The organism is Sphingomonas sp. GW821-FHT04B01 (genome assembly GCF_059420425.1).
In genome coordinates, this window is the sequence record NZ_JBWKTR010000005.1 from 1 (window position 1) to 16,398 (window position 16,398).

At 62.9% G+C, this 16,398-nt stretch carries 13 protein-coding genes and 2 pseudogenes; 8 read left to right on the forward strand and 7 right to left on the reverse strand.

The features are described from left to right. From AC07UH_RS13000 to AC07UH_RS13020, 5 genes and pseudogenes are all read left to right on the forward strand, one after another. Window positions 1–225: ferritin-like domain-containing protein (locus AC07UH_RS13000; RefSeq protein WP_495181465.1), on the forward strand; the 225-nt coding region annotated here is incomplete at its 5' end. Between the two features lie 472 nt (window positions 226–697). Next, complete coding sequence (locus AC07UH_RS13005; RefSeq protein WP_495181466.1) at window positions 698–871, forward strand: DUF6894 family protein; 174 nt, start codon at window positions 698–700, stop codon at window positions 869–871. 755 nt (window positions 872–1,626) lie between these two features. After that, window positions 1,627–2,628, forward strand: coding sequence for an SDR family oxidoreductase (locus tag AC07UH_RS13010; RefSeq protein ID WP_495181467.1), 1,002 nt, complete (start codon window positions 1,627–1,629; stop codon window positions 2,626–2,628). Between the two features lie 5 nt (window positions 2,629–2,633). Further along, window positions 2,634–2,915 (forward strand): annotated as a pseudogene (locus AC07UH_RS13015) (trehalase-like domain-containing protein); the annotation flags it as partial. A gap of 135 nt (window positions 2,916–3,050) precedes the next feature. After that, window positions 3,051–5,375, forward strand: coding sequence for an SDR family oxidoreductase (locus tag AC07UH_RS13020; protein ID WP_495181566.1), 2,325 nt, complete (start codon window positions 3,051–3,053; stop codon window positions 5,373–5,375). Between the two features lie 204 nt (window positions 5,376–5,579). On the opposite strand, the gene AC07UH_RS13025 is transcribed toward AC07UH_RS13020, so the two are convergent. The 3 genes from AC07UH_RS13025 to AC07UH_RS13035 form a co-directional block, all read right to left on the reverse strand. Continuing rightward, a complete protein-coding gene (locus AC07UH_RS13025; RefSeq protein ID WP_495181468.1) occupies window positions 5,580–6,935 on the reverse strand; it encodes a dihydrolipoyl dehydrogenase in 1,356 nt (451 codons plus the stop codon). Window positions 6,936–7,053: 118 nt separating this feature from the next. Next, window positions 7,054–7,812 carry an alpha/beta hydrolase family protein gene (locus AC07UH_RS13030; protein WP_495181469.1) on the reverse strand — a complete coding sequence of 253 codons (759 nt, stop codon included), beginning with the start codon at window positions 7,810–7,812 and terminating at the stop codon, window positions 7,054–7,056. Continuing rightward, entirely contained in the window at window positions 7,809–8,957 is a 1,149-nt protein-coding gene (locus tag AC07UH_RS13035; protein WP_495181470.1) for a DUF3182 family protein, read from the reverse strand. Before AC07UH_RS13035 ends, AC07UH_RS13030 begins: the two co-directional genes overlap by 4 nt. Before the next feature lie 233 nt (window positions 8,958–9,190). Between AC07UH_RS13035 and AC07UH_RS13040 the strand changes: the two genes are divergently transcribed. Both AC07UH_RS13040 and AC07UH_RS13045 read left to right on the forward strand, forming a co-directional pair. Next, on the forward strand, window positions 9,191–9,685 hold the full coding sequence (locus AC07UH_RS13040; protein ID WP_495181471.1) for a nucleoside deaminase: 495 nt from the start codon (window positions 9,191–9,193) through the stop codon (window positions 9,683–9,685). Then, on the forward strand, window positions 9,682–9,888 hold the full coding sequence (locus tag AC07UH_RS13045) for a helix-hairpin-helix domain-containing protein (RefSeq protein WP_493160801.1): 207 nt from the start codon (window positions 9,682–9,684) through the stop codon (window positions 9,886–9,888). Before AC07UH_RS13040 ends, AC07UH_RS13045 begins: the two co-directional genes overlap by 4 nt. A 3-nt stretch (window positions 9,889–9,891) precedes the next feature. Here the strand turns inward: AC07UH_RS13045 and AC07UH_RS13050 are convergent, their stop codons facing one another. From AC07UH_RS13050 to AC07UH_RS13060, 3 genes and pseudogenes are all read right to left on the reverse strand, one after another. After that, complete coding sequence (locus AC07UH_RS13050) at window positions 9,892–10,242, reverse strand: response regulator (protein ID WP_495181472.1); 351 nt, start codon at window positions 10,240–10,242, stop codon at window positions 9,892–9,894. A gap of 89 nt (window positions 10,243–10,331) precedes the next feature. Continuing rightward, window positions 10,332–10,826 (reverse strand): annotated as a pseudogene (locus AC07UH_RS13055) (HWE histidine kinase domain-containing protein); the annotation flags it as partial. Between the two features lie 12 nt (window positions 10,827–10,838). Continuing rightward, a complete protein-coding gene (locus tag AC07UH_RS13060; protein WP_495181473.1) occupies window positions 10,839–11,822 on the reverse strand; it encodes a PAS domain-containing protein in 984 nt (327 codons plus the stop codon). Window positions 11,823–12,248: 426 nt separating this feature from the next. On the opposite strand from AC07UH_RS13060, the gene AC07UH_RS13065 reads away from it, so the two are divergent. After that, window positions 12,249–12,965: an IS6 family transposase gene (locus AC07UH_RS13065; protein ID WP_495181567.1), complete on the forward strand. Its 717-nt coding sequence runs from the start codon at window positions 12,249–12,251 to the stop codon at window positions 12,963–12,965. 355 nt (window positions 12,966–13,320) lie between these two features. Here AC07UH_RS13065 and AC07UH_RS13070 read toward each other — a convergent pair whose 3' ends face one another. After that, the gene (locus AC07UH_RS13070; RefSeq protein WP_495181474.1) at window positions 13,321–16,305 is read right to left on the reverse strand and encodes a glycosyl hydrolase family 28-related protein; all 2,985 of its coding nucleotides are present in this window, start codon (window positions 16,303–16,305) and stop codon (window positions 13,321–13,323) included. Window positions 16,306–16,398: the final 93 nt, after the last annotated feature.

The following is a 16,398-nucleotide window of genomic DNA, read 5'->3' on the forward strand; positions in this document are numbered from 1 at the left end:
CCTCCCAAGGGACGCGAAGATGTTCCCTCACAGCTCGCGCGTCTACTCGAAGCGCACGAGATCATCCTGCGTCAGGCACATGAAGGTGCGGAAGCCGCGGACGAGTCCGGCGACGACGGCACGAACGATCTGCTGGTCAGCAACATCATTCGCACCGGCGAGCCGCAAGTCTGGTTCTTGGCCGAACATCTTGCGGCAACCGAGCTGGTGCGTCCCAACGCATAAGCCTCAGCGGGTGGCGCACACGTAATCTCCGTGTGCGCCATGTCCCATACGAGGCGAATTAGAGATGAACAGATGTCCAAAGTTGGGAACAACGACGGAGCGCAGGAATGTTCGGAACTGGGTTTCATGGAAGCCACGGATTGGGCCGGAGATGTAATACTTGGAAGCAAGAACTCAGCTTAGTATGACATCCATTCAAGCTATTAGAGGCCATCAAGCGGCGGGCTGCCTCCTGCCACGAGCGCGCTTTTCGTGCGGGCTCGAATTGACCCGTATCCGGGCGAGACGCGGTTGATATCCGCAGTCCGGCGTGGGAGACTGAGTTATCGCGCTATCCGCTCGGCTGCGATCCGGCGCCGGTCGTCTGCAAACAGCGGCCGGCACCGTTGCGGCTACGCATCCAGAGTTGCAACAATCGGGTTCGAAACCGGTTGATACCACTGGCGATGTTGCCCGACTTTCGGATTGTAGAATGAAGTTCTTTTTCCACACTGACACTGACAGCCGTTCGAACGACGTGGAAGGTATGGAGTTTGATGCACCAGACGAGGCGAAGGCTCAGGCAATTGCCATGTGCGGCCAAATGATGCGCGACGCGCCCCGCAGCTTTTTGGGGCTCGCGACCCTGGAGTGTCACCGTCACTGACGAAACTGGGCTCATCCTGTGGAACATCGATTTGGATGCTACATCGTCGGCAGCGGGGAGCAGCTTGGAAGGTAACCGCCCATAGCTGGCGAACTTCGACGTACCATTCCCGCGAAGCAAACCAACTGTGGTGGCACCCTAATGATTAGCGAGCAGCTTGTCCGGCTCCCGACCGGCGTGACCGCCGCACAGACGGTCATCGCCACAGGCGCTCTTGGTAGAGTAGGCCGAGTCGCGGTCAAAGTTCCGCGAGTTCGCCGACGACGTACGCAACGGCCGCTTCACTATACGGGTTAACGTGCGACTGCCTCTCAATGAAATTAGGAGCGTACACGAGCGTCTAGAGAAGGGCGGGGGCGGCAAGATCGTTCTGACGATCTGACTGGACGCGCAGCTGCGTAAGCCAGACTTTGCTGGCAATTAAAGGCCAGCCGCGAGACGAGGCGACGATTCCCCAAGCCGTCATCGGAATCCCACAGGGTGAACGAATGGCGGAATGCGGGGATGCAAAAGTCAGCCACGAATGGCTGGAACTGGGTCGCGGCAACCGTCCGAGGTTCGACTGAGTTTCAGCTCAAAACCGGCGGCTGGTTCATCGGCCTGATCACTCAACGGTCGCCCGCTTGTCGGTCCATCCATCCAAGATCGCGAAGCCTGCGCATTTAACTGAAGAGCAAAGCAGAAGGCGGCGACCAGTTCGCCACTTGGGCGTTTAGCGATCGAGCAAGCTTCAAATTAGGAACGAGACCAACCTTATGAAGACGGTTGTGGTAACAGGCGCGAGCGCCGGCATCGGCCTCGCAACTGCGGATCGCTTTGCGCGTAGCGGATGGCAGGTGGCGATCATCGCAAGGGACCCGACACGTCTCGGCGAAGCCAAGACGATGCTTGAGCAGCATGGCGGTAAAGTGCTGGCGATCTCAGTCGACGTTGCCGATGCGAAAGCCGTCGACGAGGCCGCCGATAAGGTGGTCGCCGAATTTGGCGCGATCGACGCCTGGGTCAACAACGCCATGTCGACGGTGGTTGCTCGCGCGCACGACATAACGTCAGACGAATATGCCCGCGTCACCGGGACAACCTACCTGTCGCAGGTCTACGGAACGCTTGCCGCACTGCGTCACATGCGTACGCGGGATCAGGGGGCAATCATCCAGGTGTCGTCCGGCCTCGCGATCCGGGCCGCTCCCTTGCAGGCCGCGTATTGTGGCGCAAAGGCTGCGGTGGGCGGCTTTACGGACTCGCTGCGCTCGGAGCTGATCTCGGACAAATCAAAGATTACGCTCAGCGTTGTGTATCTGCCCGGTGTTAATACGCCGCAGACGAGCTGGGCACGCACTCACACTGGCCGTGAGCAAATCATTCCCGATCCACTCTTCGACCCGCGCCTTTGCGCCGAAGCGATTTGGACCGCAGCGCACTATCCTCAACGTGAGTTCTGGGTTGGGCGTTCGACACTGATGATGGCGCTCGGGCAGTCGGTCGCACCAGGCTTCTCCGATCGTGAGGCAGCCGGAATGCTCGACAAGCAGCAGGGCGATCCGATGCCCGATCGCGCTGGCAATCTTGACGAGGCGGTTCCGGGACCGGCGCAGATCGACGGAAATAGTACCGACCGGGCGAAGGGCAGCCGCCGCGAGTTCTTCACGAGCCGTCAGCGCGATATGCTGAAGGTAGGCGTAGTGGGTGGTCTGCTGGGTGCGGGGGCTTTAATGGGCGCTGGTGCGTCACGCGCGCTGCCGCGTCTTTCTCGTTGACCGGGGTGCTAGCGCGGCTGCTGCCGCAGCATCATGAGCGTATCGAACTCGGCGTTCGCAAGGACGGCTATCTGCCGCTTGAGCAATATGGCGCGCTTGGGGATGGCCGATCCGTCGCACTGTCCGGTGCCGATGGATCGATCGACTGGTGGTGCGTGCCGAACATGGACTCGCCTCCATTGTTCGACCGATTACTCGATGGCGAGAATGGTGGGTGCTTTACGCTACAGCCCGATCGCCCCTTCACCGTCGAGCGCCAGTATCGCCCAGGTAGTAACGTACTTGAGACGATCTTTACGACGCCGAGTGGGCGAGCCAAACTGACGGAGTCTCTCAACAGTGGCACGGCGGGGCGTCTGCCATGGGCCGAGCTGGCGCGGCGGGTCGATGGGCTGGATGGCACTGTCCGCTTTAACCTGACTATGAAGCCCGGTCGGCGAGGCGATACGGTCAGTCCGTACCACTCGAAGATCGGTGGCCATACGGTTTTCCATGTCGAGCGCGTCCTTGGTCTCTTCGTTCACAGCGGCACGGTACATTGTGACTGGGCCGACGAAGGCATCACTGGTGAAGTAACGGTGGCTGCTGGCGAACGTCAGACCGTCGCGGTCGTGGCTGGACGTGACGAGCCGCTGGTGGCCCCAACGATTGAGCAGATTGATGCACGCATCGATATATCGGACCAGGAATGGCGGGACTGGAGCGAGCACGTCGCCTACACCGGTGAGGACCGCGACGCGTTCTTGCGCAGTGCGTTGGCGCTGAAACTCCTGCTCTATTCACCATCTGGCGCCATCGCGGCTGCGGCAACGACATCGATTCCGGAAGGTATCGGCGGAGCCAAGAATTATGACTATCGCTACGCCTGGATCAGGGATGCCGGCTACACGATCAAGGCGTTCCTGACGGCAGGCCTTGAAGCCGAGGCGAAGGCTGCGTTCAGCTGGCTGCTCGATCAGCTTCGCAGCGTCGGCACACGCGTGGTTTATACACTCGATGGCAAGGTCGTGCCCGGGGTGTCGGAATGGGCCATGCCAGGGTATCGCGGATCGACCCCGGTTCGTACCGGCAATCAGGCTACCGATCAAAGTCAGCACGGCGTCTACGGCGACATTTTCGAGACGGCCGCCTGCTTCGTTGGCTGCGGCAATATCCTCGACCCCGCGAGTGCGGAACTGCTTTCGCACCTTGCCGACGAATGTGCTGATCGTTGGCGTCTGCCCGATGCAGGCATGTGGGAGCTGGAGGAGGCGCAGCATTACACAATGTCCAAGGTCAGCTGCTGGCAGGCTCTGGCCCGCGCCGTGGAACTGGCGGACCAAGGTCAGCTACCGACCACGTGCCGGGAACGCTGGTCGCGCGAACGCGACCGCATCAAGGACTGGATCGAAGGCGAATGCTGGTCGGAGAAGAAGCAGGCCTTCGTCATGTACCCGGGTACCGACAAGCTCGATGCCTCGCTGGCGCTTGCTGTCCGCTTCGGCTTTGATGGTCATGATCGCCTGCTGGCGACGATGGATGCGATCGATCGTGAGCTCGGCAGCGGTGCTTTTCACTACCGCTATACCGGCATGGAAAAGGAAGAAGGGTGCTTCCTCGCCTGTTCCTTCTGGATGGTAGAGGCCCGGGCGGAACTTGGTCAACGGCCTGAAGCGCGCCAGCGGTTCGATAGGTTGAACAAAGCATTGTCTCACGGACACGGCATCCTTGCCGAGATGATCGATCCGGCGAGTGGCGCGTTCCTTGGCAACCTTCCTCAAGGTCTCAGCCACCTAGCGCACATCATGGCGCTGTCCGTCCTGGACGAGGCAGCGCCTGCAACTGACTCTGATTCTATCGCAATGGAGATAAGCATGACCGACCGTCTGACTATGCAGGATCCTCGCTCGCAGTACCCGCAGCCGCCTTTCCCGCGACAGCCGCAGCCCGTCCCCGGCGAAGCGTCGAAGATGGATCCCGTGCCCGACCATGGCGAAACGAGCTATAAGGGCTCAGGCAAGCTTGCCGGGCGCAAGGCGCTCATCACAGGCGCGGACAGCGGCATCGGTCGCGCGGCTGCTATCGCGTTCGCACGTGAGGGCGCCGACGTTGCCCTGTCGTATCTCGAGTCCGAGAAGAACGACGCGGCCGAGGTCATCCAGCTGATCGAGGCAGAGGGGCGCACCGCCGTCGACCTGCCCGGTGACATCACCGACGAGGAGTGGTGCAAGACACTCGTGGCGCAGGCTGTCGAAAAGCTTGGCGGGCTCGACATCCTCGTCATCAACGCCGGACGGCAGCAGAACCGTGAGGACATCTCGAAGGTCACGTCGGAGGATTTCGACAAGACCATGAAGACAAACCTCTACGCGATGCACTGGATCGCACAGGCGGCCGTGCCGCACCTGCCGGCAGGCGGCTCGGTCATCACCACCGCCTCGGTGCAGGCCTATAAGCCGTCCGCGATCCTGCTCGACTACGCCACGACCAAGGCTGGGATCGTCGCCTACACCAAGGCGCTCGCCAAGCAGCTGCTGGAGAAGGGCATCCGCGCCAATGTCGTGGCTCCTGGCCCGTTCTGGACGCCGCTCCAGGCATCCGGTGGTCAGCCGCCTGAAGCGGTGATGAAGTTCGGTTCGGAAAGCCAGTATGGCCGCCCGGGTCAGCCTGTCGAGATCGCGCCTGTTTATGTGCTGCTGGCGAGCCAGGAAGGCAGCTACATTAGCGGGGAGGTGTATGGCGTCACTGGTGGTGCTGGCGTCGCCTGACAATGAAAAGCCCCGGTCAGTCCATACTGATCGGGGCCTTCAATATTATATGGCACCCTTTGTCCCAAAAGAGGAGAACTCGCTTCAAATCATCTGCAGCATCCCGATCCTCAAGCCAACTCATGCCGCCCCGAGGACGTCATGAACGCATGTCTAAAGTGGGGAAGCGGGCAGGAGGGCTGGGATAACCGCATCTGGGTCAACTCATCTTTTTGACCGAAGCATGTCCCGTGCGGCAGTTTGCAGGAGTTCCTCCAAGGTGGGATGATACCAAGCCTGATCTTCGAACGCTGTCACATCCATCCCCTGTTCGATCGCCAAGGCGACCAGATGGCCAAGGTGTTCGCCGTCGGGCGAGACGATCGATGCGCCGAGCAGCATGCCGTCGACATCGGCATAAAGGCGAACGATTCCGAAGTGGTCGCCATCGGCTGCGGCCCTGCCGTTGTCGGCAACTGCGGCTTCGCCAATCTGTGCGCCCTCCGGAAGTGCGTCGAAAGGCCCGCCAACCTCCACCAGATTTGGCTCGGTAAAGGCGACGGCGAAGGCGGGAAGCGGCTTGGCCGCCCCGCCGCCCATGGCCACCTCGCCCGCGACGCGTCCGCCCCGTGCCGCTTCGTGCAGGACCGGGCGCCAAGCGGTGGCATCTCCTGCAAGGAAGATATTGCTGTCGCCGCATCGTCTGGTGGCTTGGTCGAACAGCGGCGTGCCATGATCGTCGAGCGTCAGGCCGGTGCTTTCGAGATCCAGGCCTTCCAGCGCGGGCGGGCGGCCGGTTGCGGCAAGGATGCAATCCACGGTCACCGAGCCCCCCGGCCAGCCGAGATGAGCCCTGCCATCCTCATCGAGCGTCGCCGAAGCTTCGACGCCAAGCACAAGCGTCATGTCCTTCGACAGGGCCTCGATCGCCGCTTTGTTCGTCGTGGGATCGTGCAGTCCGCCGATCATGTCGCTGTCATCGATGACGGTCATGTCGACGCCAAGGCGGGCGAAGGCCTGCGCGAGTTCCAGCCCAAGCGGACCAGCTCCCAGGACCGCCATCGCCTTTGGCAAGCCGTCCAGCTCGAAGATGGTCTCGTGCGTGTGGACGAGGTGGCCCACGGGGCCGAGCGGCTCGGGTATGATCGGATGTCCGCCGGTAGCGACGATGATGCCCTTGGCAGCGGTGATGCGCATCTCGCCCGCGACGATCGCGTCGGGACCGTCGAACCGCGCGCTGCCGTGAACCACGCAGTCTGCGGGTATGGCATGATATTCCTCCAGTACGGAGGCGACGAACCGATCGCGCTCGCGGCGGACGCGTTCCCATAGCTTTCCGGCGTCCACGACGACGGGGCCGGTGATGATGCCAAATTCGGCAGCATTCCGGGCCTGATGCGCGACCCGGCCCGCCGCGAGCAGCAACTTGGACGGCATGCAGCCGACCCGGGTACAGGTCGAGCCGCCGGCGCCACGCTCCACGATCACCACATCACCGCCACGTGCGACTGCGGCCTTATAGGCTTTCAGTCCGGCAGTGCCCGCCCCGATGATCGCCACATCGCAATTGCGCTCGTTCAATATCGTTCTCCGAGGAAAGTGGGCAGGACTGGCATGAGGCCTTGCGGATGCGGCGGTCGTCCGGCGGATGAAGGGACGCTTGCGTGCGCCATCCCTGGCAGGCCGCGGCTTCGATGGATCAACGGTAGGTCAGCCGGCTCGCACGGACCATCTCTCCGATCCATCCGGTCAGCAGCGTGGAATAGACCCGCTGATGCTGGACATCTCGCATGGCGTGCGTCGCGCCCTGTATGATCCGATGGCTGAGCGAGTTCGTCTGGCGAAACGCCGCCTGCATCGACAGCAGCGCCTCACGCGGGATTTGTTCGTCCCTTTCCGACTCCACGATGAGCACGTCACCGCGGAACTCGGCGCAGGCGGTCAGCGCGCGGTCACCGCCCGCGCCATGCGGCTGCTGCCGATACGTCCGGACGATCTGCTTATCGAGCTTTGCCTTCGGCGTGTCCCAATGTTCGTCGGGATACAGCGCGGGAACGCGCATCGCGAGCCACCGAACGGGACGCAGTGCCGTCAAGAGCATCGCCAGATAACCGCCGTAGCTGGTGCCGACGACGCCGATCGAAGCACCATCGATCAGCGGTTGGGCGGCCAGATAGTCGTAGGCGGCGAGCACGTCGTCGAGGCTGTCCTGCCGCGTGATCCGCTCCTTGTCTGCGCCGCTTTCGGCATGACCGCGCAGGTCGAAGGTGAAGCAAATGCATCCGAGCCGCGCCAGTTCTTCGGCATGGCCCAGGTCTTCTGCCTGATCGCCACCCCAGCCGTGGATGAACAGGAAACCCGGTACCGGAGCCTCCGGGCTCAGCAGAGTTCCCGCGACCGTTTGACCGCCGACCTGCAACGATACCTTGCCTTCATCGATCTTGGCCGGATCGCTCACGCCAGCCTCACCGCATATTTGGTCATCGGGCCGACGGCGGGGTCGTCGCCCTGATAATATAGGATCGCACCCACCGGTGGAGTGACGAGGTCATAGACCTCGACGGTCGAGCATCGAACCGACGTCGTATCGGGTTCGTCCCGCAGTGCCTCGAACGCCGCGATCTCTGCACCGCTCGCGCCGCCGACGCGCCAGGATTGTTCCAGGACCCCGATACGGCGTAGTCCTGCGTGATCGGTGCCCTCGATGACGTCGTAATTACGCCGCGTCAGTCGGATGTCAGGATAGGCGAGGTGCGCGGAACGATCGAACGTGGCGGCGCATTCGATCGCGCGGACAACCGAGGCGGGCAGGTCAAGCGCGGCAAGCGCGTCGAAGCTGCCGCGGACTGCGCATAGGTCGGAGCCGCCATAGACCTCGCGACCCTGATGATCGACGGTGAGGGTCTGGCTGCCCCAATAACTGATGCTGTCCTCGCCCAGCTGCACCGATCCGACGCTGTAGGTGATCACATCGGTCAGATTGGCTTCCAGGACGATTCCGCACTGCGCCAATGCCGCGGCATCTTCCTGCATCAGCATTTCATCGAGCGACGTTGCGTCATTCACAACCGTCTGGCCGAGGCCCGCCTTGCCGCAGACGTCCTTCAGCCTGACGGGGCCGTCGGCAAGAAGCAGGCGGCCGGCCCGTGCGGCGTCACGGATGCTGAACGCGGTGAAACCGGTCAGCGCGGCGTCGCCCATCATGTCGGCCATGACGCTCGACCAGGCGGCGGGGCGATCCGCCTCGTCGTCGACCAGTGGATGCGTGATCGCCTTGGTGCCGATGAACATGGCTGGGACTACGCCACCCAATATCTCGACACCCTCTGTGGTGTAGCGGCTCTGCGACTGGTCGAGCGTGTCGCCCGGCACAAGCAGCACCCCATATGCCGATGCGTCGCCCTCGCTGGCGGGAAGATGGTCCGTGTCGAGATAGGCGGCGATCCGTTCGAGCAGCCGATCGCGCGATGACCGATCATGCTCGTGACCCCAGGGGCCGCCAGGATCGACGAGTGCGGCGACTCCGCCATATCGCGGCAGCACATGGCCCAAGGCGGCGGGCGAATACGATGGTTCAGCGACGACGGAGATCGTGTCAAGCATACCGGCAAGCCTTATCTTGGGTTATACCGGATGAACGTCCATTCAGGCGGCTTGTTCATGGTCCGCGATTGCGACCGCTTAATATTTATGATTGATCTGCATTGCTGTGATTGCGCGCCGGTTGGCCGGAACAAAGAAGCGTCGGGCGTCGACCTTGTCACGCGTCGATCTTCACGATCTGCACGCGTCTTTCCGCCCGTATCCTGCGTTGAGCTGGCGTAACGGAGAGATCGATGGCGAGAGAAGAGGACGAGGCATGGATGCGCAAGGCGATCGCAGTCGCGCGGTCGAAGGGGTCGGATCCCTCTACTTCTCCGCTCGGGTGCGTGATCGTACTCGATGGCAAGGTGGTAGCGGCTGAACGGAATCAGACGCACGAACTGCCTGATGCGACCGCGCATGCTGAAATGATGGCGATCCGGCGGGCCTGCGAAGGGATCGGCCAACTCGAGCTTCGCGGCGCCACGCTCTACTCGACGTTGCAGCCATGCGGCATGTGCACGATGGCATCGATCTGGTCCAAGGTCGGCCGGGTGGTTTACGGCGCTGGCCGCGGCGACGTGCATCCGATGTACTTCGAGGCGAAGCACGTCGACACAGTGTCGTTCATCGCCGACGCCTATCGCGACGACATCGTGATCGAGGGCGGTTGCCTGGCCGAGGAATGCGCCACGCTCTACTATGGCCCCGATGCGGACCTTCCTCTTGAGGAGCAGGCAAACCTGTGACCGACCAACGCCGTGTCGACATCAATACCGCCAGTGCCGACGAGCTGAACGCCGTGCCCGCTCTCAAGGGTCATGGGTTCGAGATCGTGCGCTATCGCGAAGAGCGCGGCGGGTTCAGCGATCTACGACAGCTTGCGGAAGTGCCTGGGATGACGAGCATGACCGAGGCACTCGATGACGCGGTAACCGTCGGTAGCGGGTGAAGCTCAATGTGGTGCGAGGCGACGGAACGTGTCCTTCAGGATACGTTCGTTGATCGGCTTCTCCAGGATCACCATCGGCGCGGGGCAAGGGTGACACGCTGCCGGCGTTCCCGTCACGAAGATGACCGGTGTCACGCCATGTTCGGCGATGATCATGCGCACGGCGTCCGGACCGGTGCCGGCGGTCAGGATGACGTCTGACATGATGAAGGCGGGGGGACACAAACGTGCCGCGGCGATCGCCTCATCCTGCGAACCCGCTTGCGCGAAAGACGTCGCGCCCGCCGTTCCGATCAACTGGATGATGTGGTCGGCGATGAGGAAATCGTCCTCGATGACGAGCACATGGCACATGATGGTGATCCCGGGTAATTTACCTTTCAACCAGTGGGATCAACCGATGTGTCCGTTGGCTGCCATTATTCTGCGCAAGCGGGGATAGATTAAATCGGAGCTTCAATTTCAAAGCGTACCCCTTCCGACAGATATCTAATCTCAGCCTTGCCGTTCACATGCCGTGAAAGCACCCGTTCGATCATCCGCGTACCGAATCCTACGCGGGTGGGTTGTATGACCGGCGGACCGTCCACCTCAACCCAAGTGAAGCCGAACCGACGTTCCGCCGCGCTACCATTGATTGCCCAACGTATCTCGACGTGGCCATCGGGCACCGACAAGGCGCCATATTTGATCGCATTGGTCGCCAGTTCATGCAGTGCCATGGAAAGTGCCAGTGTCACCTCGGGCGTCAGCCGGATCGTAGGACCGTCAGCCGAAAAGCGTTTGCCGCCGCGATCCATGAACGGGCTCAACACGCGACCCACGATATCACCGATCACGGCCCCTTCGATCTCGTCCTTTAGCAGCAACTCGTGGGCTGACGCCAAACTCGCTATTCTGCCAGACACTGCATCGCGTGCCCCTTCGAGAGACTCAGCATCGCGAAGTGTTTAACCGACCACCGCGCTAACTGTCGCCAGCGTGTTCTTCACCCGGTGGGTCAACTCCTGTGCCAGGACGCTGCGCTGTTCCTCCGCGAACTTGCGTGCCGAGATATTGCTGGAGAAGCCCGATATCGCCAGCGGCGATCCATCGGCCCGCCGCTGCAGTGATCCTTGCGAATGGATCCAGCGCTGCTCGCCCTCGGGCGTCAGAATGCGGTATTCGATATCGTATCTAATGTCTTGTTCAATTGCGGCGTTCAGCGATGACTTCATCAGGTCGCGGTCGTCCGGGTGCACACAGGCCAGCACGTCGTTGATCGACAGGACGTCGCTGGCGGGCCGCCCGAAGTTAGCGAGGCAACTTGTCGAATAGCTGAGCCGCCACTCCGGTAAGTCGATCGTCCAGGTGCCGAGACCGCCGGCGTCCAAGGCGAGTGCCAGCCGCGCTTCTCGTTCCGCAAGCGCCACTTCTCGTCGGACGACTTCGGCACTCAGGTTATCGCGGTCGCGTTCCAGTTGCTGCAACTGGTGTCTTTCCAGCGTGACGTCGAGCTGCGACGCAACGAAATAGCGCAGGATGCCGCCGGTATCGAATACCGGGGCGACCATCAGCCGGTTCCAGAATGGCGTACCGTCACGACGGTGATTAAGCAAATCGATGTCGATGCGTTCGCGGCGGGCGATCGCAAGACGCAAGCTATCCACGTCAGTTAGGTCAGTCAGCGGGCCCTGCATGAAACGGCAGTTCCGGCCCACCACCTCTGCCGCCGAAAAGCCGGTCAGCTGCTCGAACGCCTGGTTGACGTAGACCAGCGGGTTGTCAGGTAAGGTGGGGTCACTGACGACCATTGGCGTAATGCAATGATCGAACGCCGCAACGAACGGATCACTGCCATCTACCCGGCGCGTGAACGCTTCCAATGCCCGGCGCACCGCAGGTGGGGCATCGAACGGTTTGCTTGGCGCGAAAGGAAGCGGCTTGCGATCCAAAATAGGAACGGCCTAGCGGTAAGGCGCTGATCGAGCAATCTTGCACAGCATATGCCATGGCTGCGCGCGCGTCGCCCGTGGGGATGGCAGACGCTCTTCTATGCCATGCGTCTTCGTCACGACCATAGCGCAGCGAAGGCCGGCGCGGCGATAGAGCTGGCGGGCTGGGGCGACAGGGGCGGGGGATCGCATACCCCTTCCTCGATGTATCGCATTGCGGAGATAAGCCCGGTGCGGGAAAACGGCTTTGGGATCACGCCATGTCCTCCGGCGAAGTCCGCAGGAATCTTGAGCGGGTTCGCCGTGACGAACACGACGATTGCGTCCACCCAGCGTTTCCGAATGATCGCGCAAACGTCCAATCCGCTGGAGGGCTCCGTCAAATCAAATGCACCGGCTGGTAATCTGAAGAGGGTAGGCGGCGGTATGCCCCGCCCGCGCAAGCCCGCCAGCCCGTTTCGCTACTTCAACTCGTCACCTGAGGTGATCCGGTTGGTCGTGCTGATGTACGTGCGCTTCCCGCTTTCGTTGCGGAACGTAGAGGACCTGCTGTCCGAGCGGGGGATCGACATCTGTCACGAGACGGTGCGGTTTTGGTGGAACAGGTTTGGCCCGCTCTTTGCCCGCGATATCCGCCAACGGCGGGTGAGCCGGATGCGTGGCTTTCGCCACTGGCGTTGGCATCTGGACGAGATGTACGTGAAGCTGAATGGCGAGATGGTCTACCTGTGGCGGGCGGTCGATCATGAAGGTGAGGTGCTGGAAAGCTTCGTTACCAAATCCCGTGACAAGGCGGCAGCGCTGACCTTCATGAGGAAGGCGCTCAAGCGTCATGGTTCGCCAGATAAGATCACCACCGACGGCCTGCGCAGCTACGGCGCGGCGATGAATGAGCTGGGCTGCCGTGATCGTCAGGAGGTGGGTCGCTGGGCCAACAACCGGGTCGAGAACAGCCACCTGACCTTCCGACGACGAGAGCGAGCGATGCTCAGGTTTCGGCAGATGAAGACGCTGCAGAAATTCGCCTCAGTGCACGCCAATGTCCACAACCACTTCAGCTTGGAACGTCACCTCATCGAAAGACAGACCTATCGAGAGCGACGCTCCGCCGCGCTGGCGGAGTGGCAGGCGCTTGTCAGCTGAGGCTTGCCCTCAAAAGACCAGCTTCAACCTGCCGAGACGCGTCCGCATTAAACTGACAGCTCCGCCACTCCAGTACCTGATCGGGCACGCCGATCGGCACAGATTTCTCCCCCCTGCGCCGTTACGAGCGTCCTGAGCAGGTCGCTTTGGTCCCATGATGCCGGCCTCGTCGTCGCTGACCTTGATGCGCTAGGCGAAAGCGCGCCGATGATCGAAAGGCTCGCCGAGCGGTTCGGAATGTCCAATCTTCTTGCGATGAGCGGCAAGTTCAGGTCCACGCCTGCGATCAGCCCCGCAGGCGTCAGCCAATCAAGATCGTTCTTCCTAGACGCATCGATCGATCAGGCCGTCGCCATCAAAGCGGCATGGCGTAGAGCGCGTGATGGGTCAGGATGAACAGCGTGCGTTTGTCCTTCCCCCCGATCAATAGCTGCAACGGCCGCTCGGGGGTGTCGATCCGGCGCTCGAGCTTTCCGTCCCTGCCGTAAACGAACACCTGCCCGTTGGCGACGTAGAGGGTCCCGGCGTCATCGCGCGCGACGCTTTCGCCGCCACGGTCTGCTACCACCTTCAGGTCGGTCAATTGTCCGCCGATGCCGACCAGTCCGCTGTACGTCCGGTTTTCCGATGCATTCGCCAGGACCACGCGCTCACCCTGTTTCGCCGCCACGAATCCATAAGCGTCGAGCGAGTCCGACCAGCGCCAGCCGAGGGTGTCCGCCGTGCTCTGGTTCCAAACGCGAAACGCCGGCAGCACCAGCGACCCGTCGGGGGAGACATATTCCTGCGGCTTGGCCTCGGCCATCTTGTCCACGAAGAATGCGGACAGGGGCGGGAAGGCGTAGGTCTTGGGATCGAGCCGATCAGCGAACTCGCCATTGGCATAGACGTTGACCGGCAACAGCGTCGCCGCGTCGCTGTTTCTGCGCGCCGGGGTGGCGGGGATCGTGCGGACCTGCTCGGGATGCGCGGGATCGATGCTGTACACGCTGGCGTCCGTCCCCGCCGACGAGAGCACCATCAGGTCGCCGGAGCGGGCGACCGCCAGGTTCACCGGGTCGAGCGGCGTATCCGTCAGCAGCGACAATCCCTCCTCCTGCGACCAGCCATGGATGCGGTGGTGAAAGCGGTCGATGAAGTAGAGCTTGCCGCTGGCATCGACCGCGCCGCCGGCGATCGAATAGAAGCCTTCCGCCAGTTTCCGGATGCCCGGCGTCACCGCGACGCCGGACTCAGTGGCCGCGGCTGCCGCGGTTGCGGGGACGTCCAGCTTGGCGAACTCGCGCTCGCGCACCTCCTGCCGGCGCGTGTAATCCTTGATCGCATTCTCGAACGGATATTTGCTGGCGCGCGAGAACGTGCCGCAACCCTTTGCGTCGCAATGCGCGAAGCTGTTGTCCGCGTTGACGTGGACGTTGCGGAACCGGATGTCGCCCGAATCGAACAGCCGCACCGCCGTGTCCATCGGCTTGGCCGACCGCGTCACCCGATAGCTGTGGTAATTCGCGAACAAGATGTTGCGCGAATGGTGGAACTCGGTCGACACCGCATTGACCCCGTCGGTGACCTCCTGCTCGGTCTGCGGCCCCAGGAACTGCCAGTTTTCGACATTGCGCAGCACGATCTCGTTCTTGAGGTGATGCTCCGCCGACAGCTCGTAGACATAGCCCGGCGTCTTGGTGTCGGACACCATGAAGCCGCTTGACGCGAGTCCGTTGGGGGTCCAGATCGCGGCGAAGGTGCCGCCGCCGCCATCGGTCACCCAGATGCTGGCATGTTGCGAATCCATCCGTGCGCCGGGTTCGTTGACGCCGGTCGGCTTGCCGCCCGCCAGGACGACCGGGCCGTGGATGCGGACGTCGTTGACCAGCGATGCCTCGCCGGCCTTCCAGATCAGCGCCGTCGCACGCGGGTTGATCGCCCCCGCCCACAGGCCGAGCCCCGAAACGATCGCATCGCCGCCGCGGGCGCTTTCCACCATCGCCTTGGCGGCGCCCGCACCCGCATAGCCTTCCGTCTGGCTCGCCAGCGTGATCTGGGTCAGATCGGGATGCAGCGCGATGACCACGCTGTCCGGCCGCAGCTTCAGCGTATTGGTGATCCGGTAGCGGCCGATCGGCAGGTAGACGACGCGATGCGCGGTGATCGCGCGCTGAAGCGCGGCGGTATCGTCGGTGCTGTCGTCGCCCCGCGCGCCGGCGTCGCGCACGTTGGCCCATTCGCGCACCGGCGGCAGCGCGCGGATCGCCGGCGCGCGCCGTGCCGGCACCCGGGGCAGCGGGCTCATGCTGAGGTCGGTCGCATGGTCGCCGACGGCACCGAGTCCGGGTAGTTTCAGCCCGTAGGAGAAGTCCTTGACCAGCCAGCGGCTGCCCTGGCCTGCCAGCGTCCTGCCGCTGTCGCGAAACAGCGCGAACGTCGGCGTGTTGATGCCGATCGCATGGTCGAAGCCGATCTGGGTGAAGACGCTTTTCTCTTCGGAGATCAGCACGGCGGCGCGCGACACGTTCTCGAAGCGGACGTCCTTGCCCCACAGGGAATCCGAATAGCCGCGATCGATCTCGATTCCGACCGGCGTGTTGCGGATCGCGACATTGACCAGCGTCAGGCCCAGTTCGTGTTCGCGGATCGCGGCGTCGCGCTGCCCCTCGAATTCGGAATCGATGAGCGTGAACGGCCAGGCGGGCGACGTCTTTTCGCTGATGATGCCGTAGCGACCGCCGAAGAAGCGCAGGTCCTCGCATTCGTTGCCGGCCTGGTAGATGCCGGCGAGGCCGGATCCGAGCTGGAAGTCGGCGTGCCGCACGAAGGCATGTTGCGCCACGCGGAAGCGGATGGCGACGGCGCCGGCATTGCCCTGGCCGAGCGCGAAGTCGACGTTCGAGAGGGCGGAATAGAAGGTCGTCTGGGTCGCGTCGAACACGGCGGGGTCGAACGGGCGGGTGGTGGGCGGCGGGATCGGTGGCTTGCCCGACCGGTATTGATCGTCGCCGGTGAAGCTCACCACCGCGGCGATACCGTCCGCAAAGCCCGGCGTGTTGTCGCCGAGCACGATCACCGGGCGCGTCCTGCCGATGCCGAACACCCGCACCGCGGAACGGATCAGGATGGTGCGGCCGACCCGATAGCGTCCCGACGGCAGGAAGACGATGCCGCCCTTGGCCCCGCCGGTCCTCGCCGCGGCATCGATCGCCTGCTGGATCGCCGCGGCATCGTCGGCGACGCCATCGCCGACGCCGTTCACCGTGATCGCCCGTGGCTCGTCCGGACGGGTGACGTACACCGACGAGGACGCCCCATAGGCGGGACCGGCGATGCTCGCCAGGGCGACGCCCAGCATCACGAAGGCTTTCAACTCATGCTCTCCCGGGACCGATCCGTTCGCGGACTGGGTTATGCGGCGCGGCAGGGGCGCGCAATCCGTCGTAAGGTC

What these genes read in the sequence shown, in the direction of transcription:
- AC07UH_RS13005 (WP_495181466.1), top strand. Translation starts at nt 698, where the DNA reads ATGAAGTTCTTTTTCCACACTGACACTGACAGCCGTTCGAACGACGTG.
- AC07UH_RS13010 (WP_495181467.1), top strand. Translation starts at nt 1,627, where the DNA reads ATGAAGACGGTTGTGGTAACAGGCGCGAGCGCCGGCATCGGCCTCGCA.
- AC07UH_RS13020 (WP_495181566.1), top strand. Translation starts at nt 3,051, where the DNA reads ATGAAGCCCGGTCGGCGAGGCGATACGGTCAGTCCGTACCACTCGAAG.
- AC07UH_RS13035 (WP_495181470.1), bottom strand. Translation starts at nt 8,957, where the DNA reads ATGCTTGACACGATCTCCGTCGTCGCTGAACCATCGTATTCGCCCGCC.
- AC07UH_RS13040 (WP_495181471.1), top strand. Translation starts at nt 9,191, where the DNA reads ATGGCGAGAGAAGAGGACGAGGCATGGATGCGCAAGGCGATCGCAGTC.
- AC07UH_RS13050 (WP_495181472.1), bottom strand. Translation starts at nt 10,242, where the DNA reads ATGTGCCATGTGCTCGTCATCGAGGACGATTTCCTCATCGCCGACCAC.
- AC07UH_RS13065 (WP_495181567.1), top strand. Translation starts at nt 12,249, where the DNA reads ATGCCCCGCCCGCGCAAGCCCGCCAGCCCGTTTCGCTACTTCAACTCG.
- AC07UH_RS13070 (WP_495181474.1), bottom strand. Translation starts at nt 16,305, where the DNA reads ATGCTGGGCGTCGCCCTGGCGAGCATCGCCGGTCCCGCCTATGGGGCG.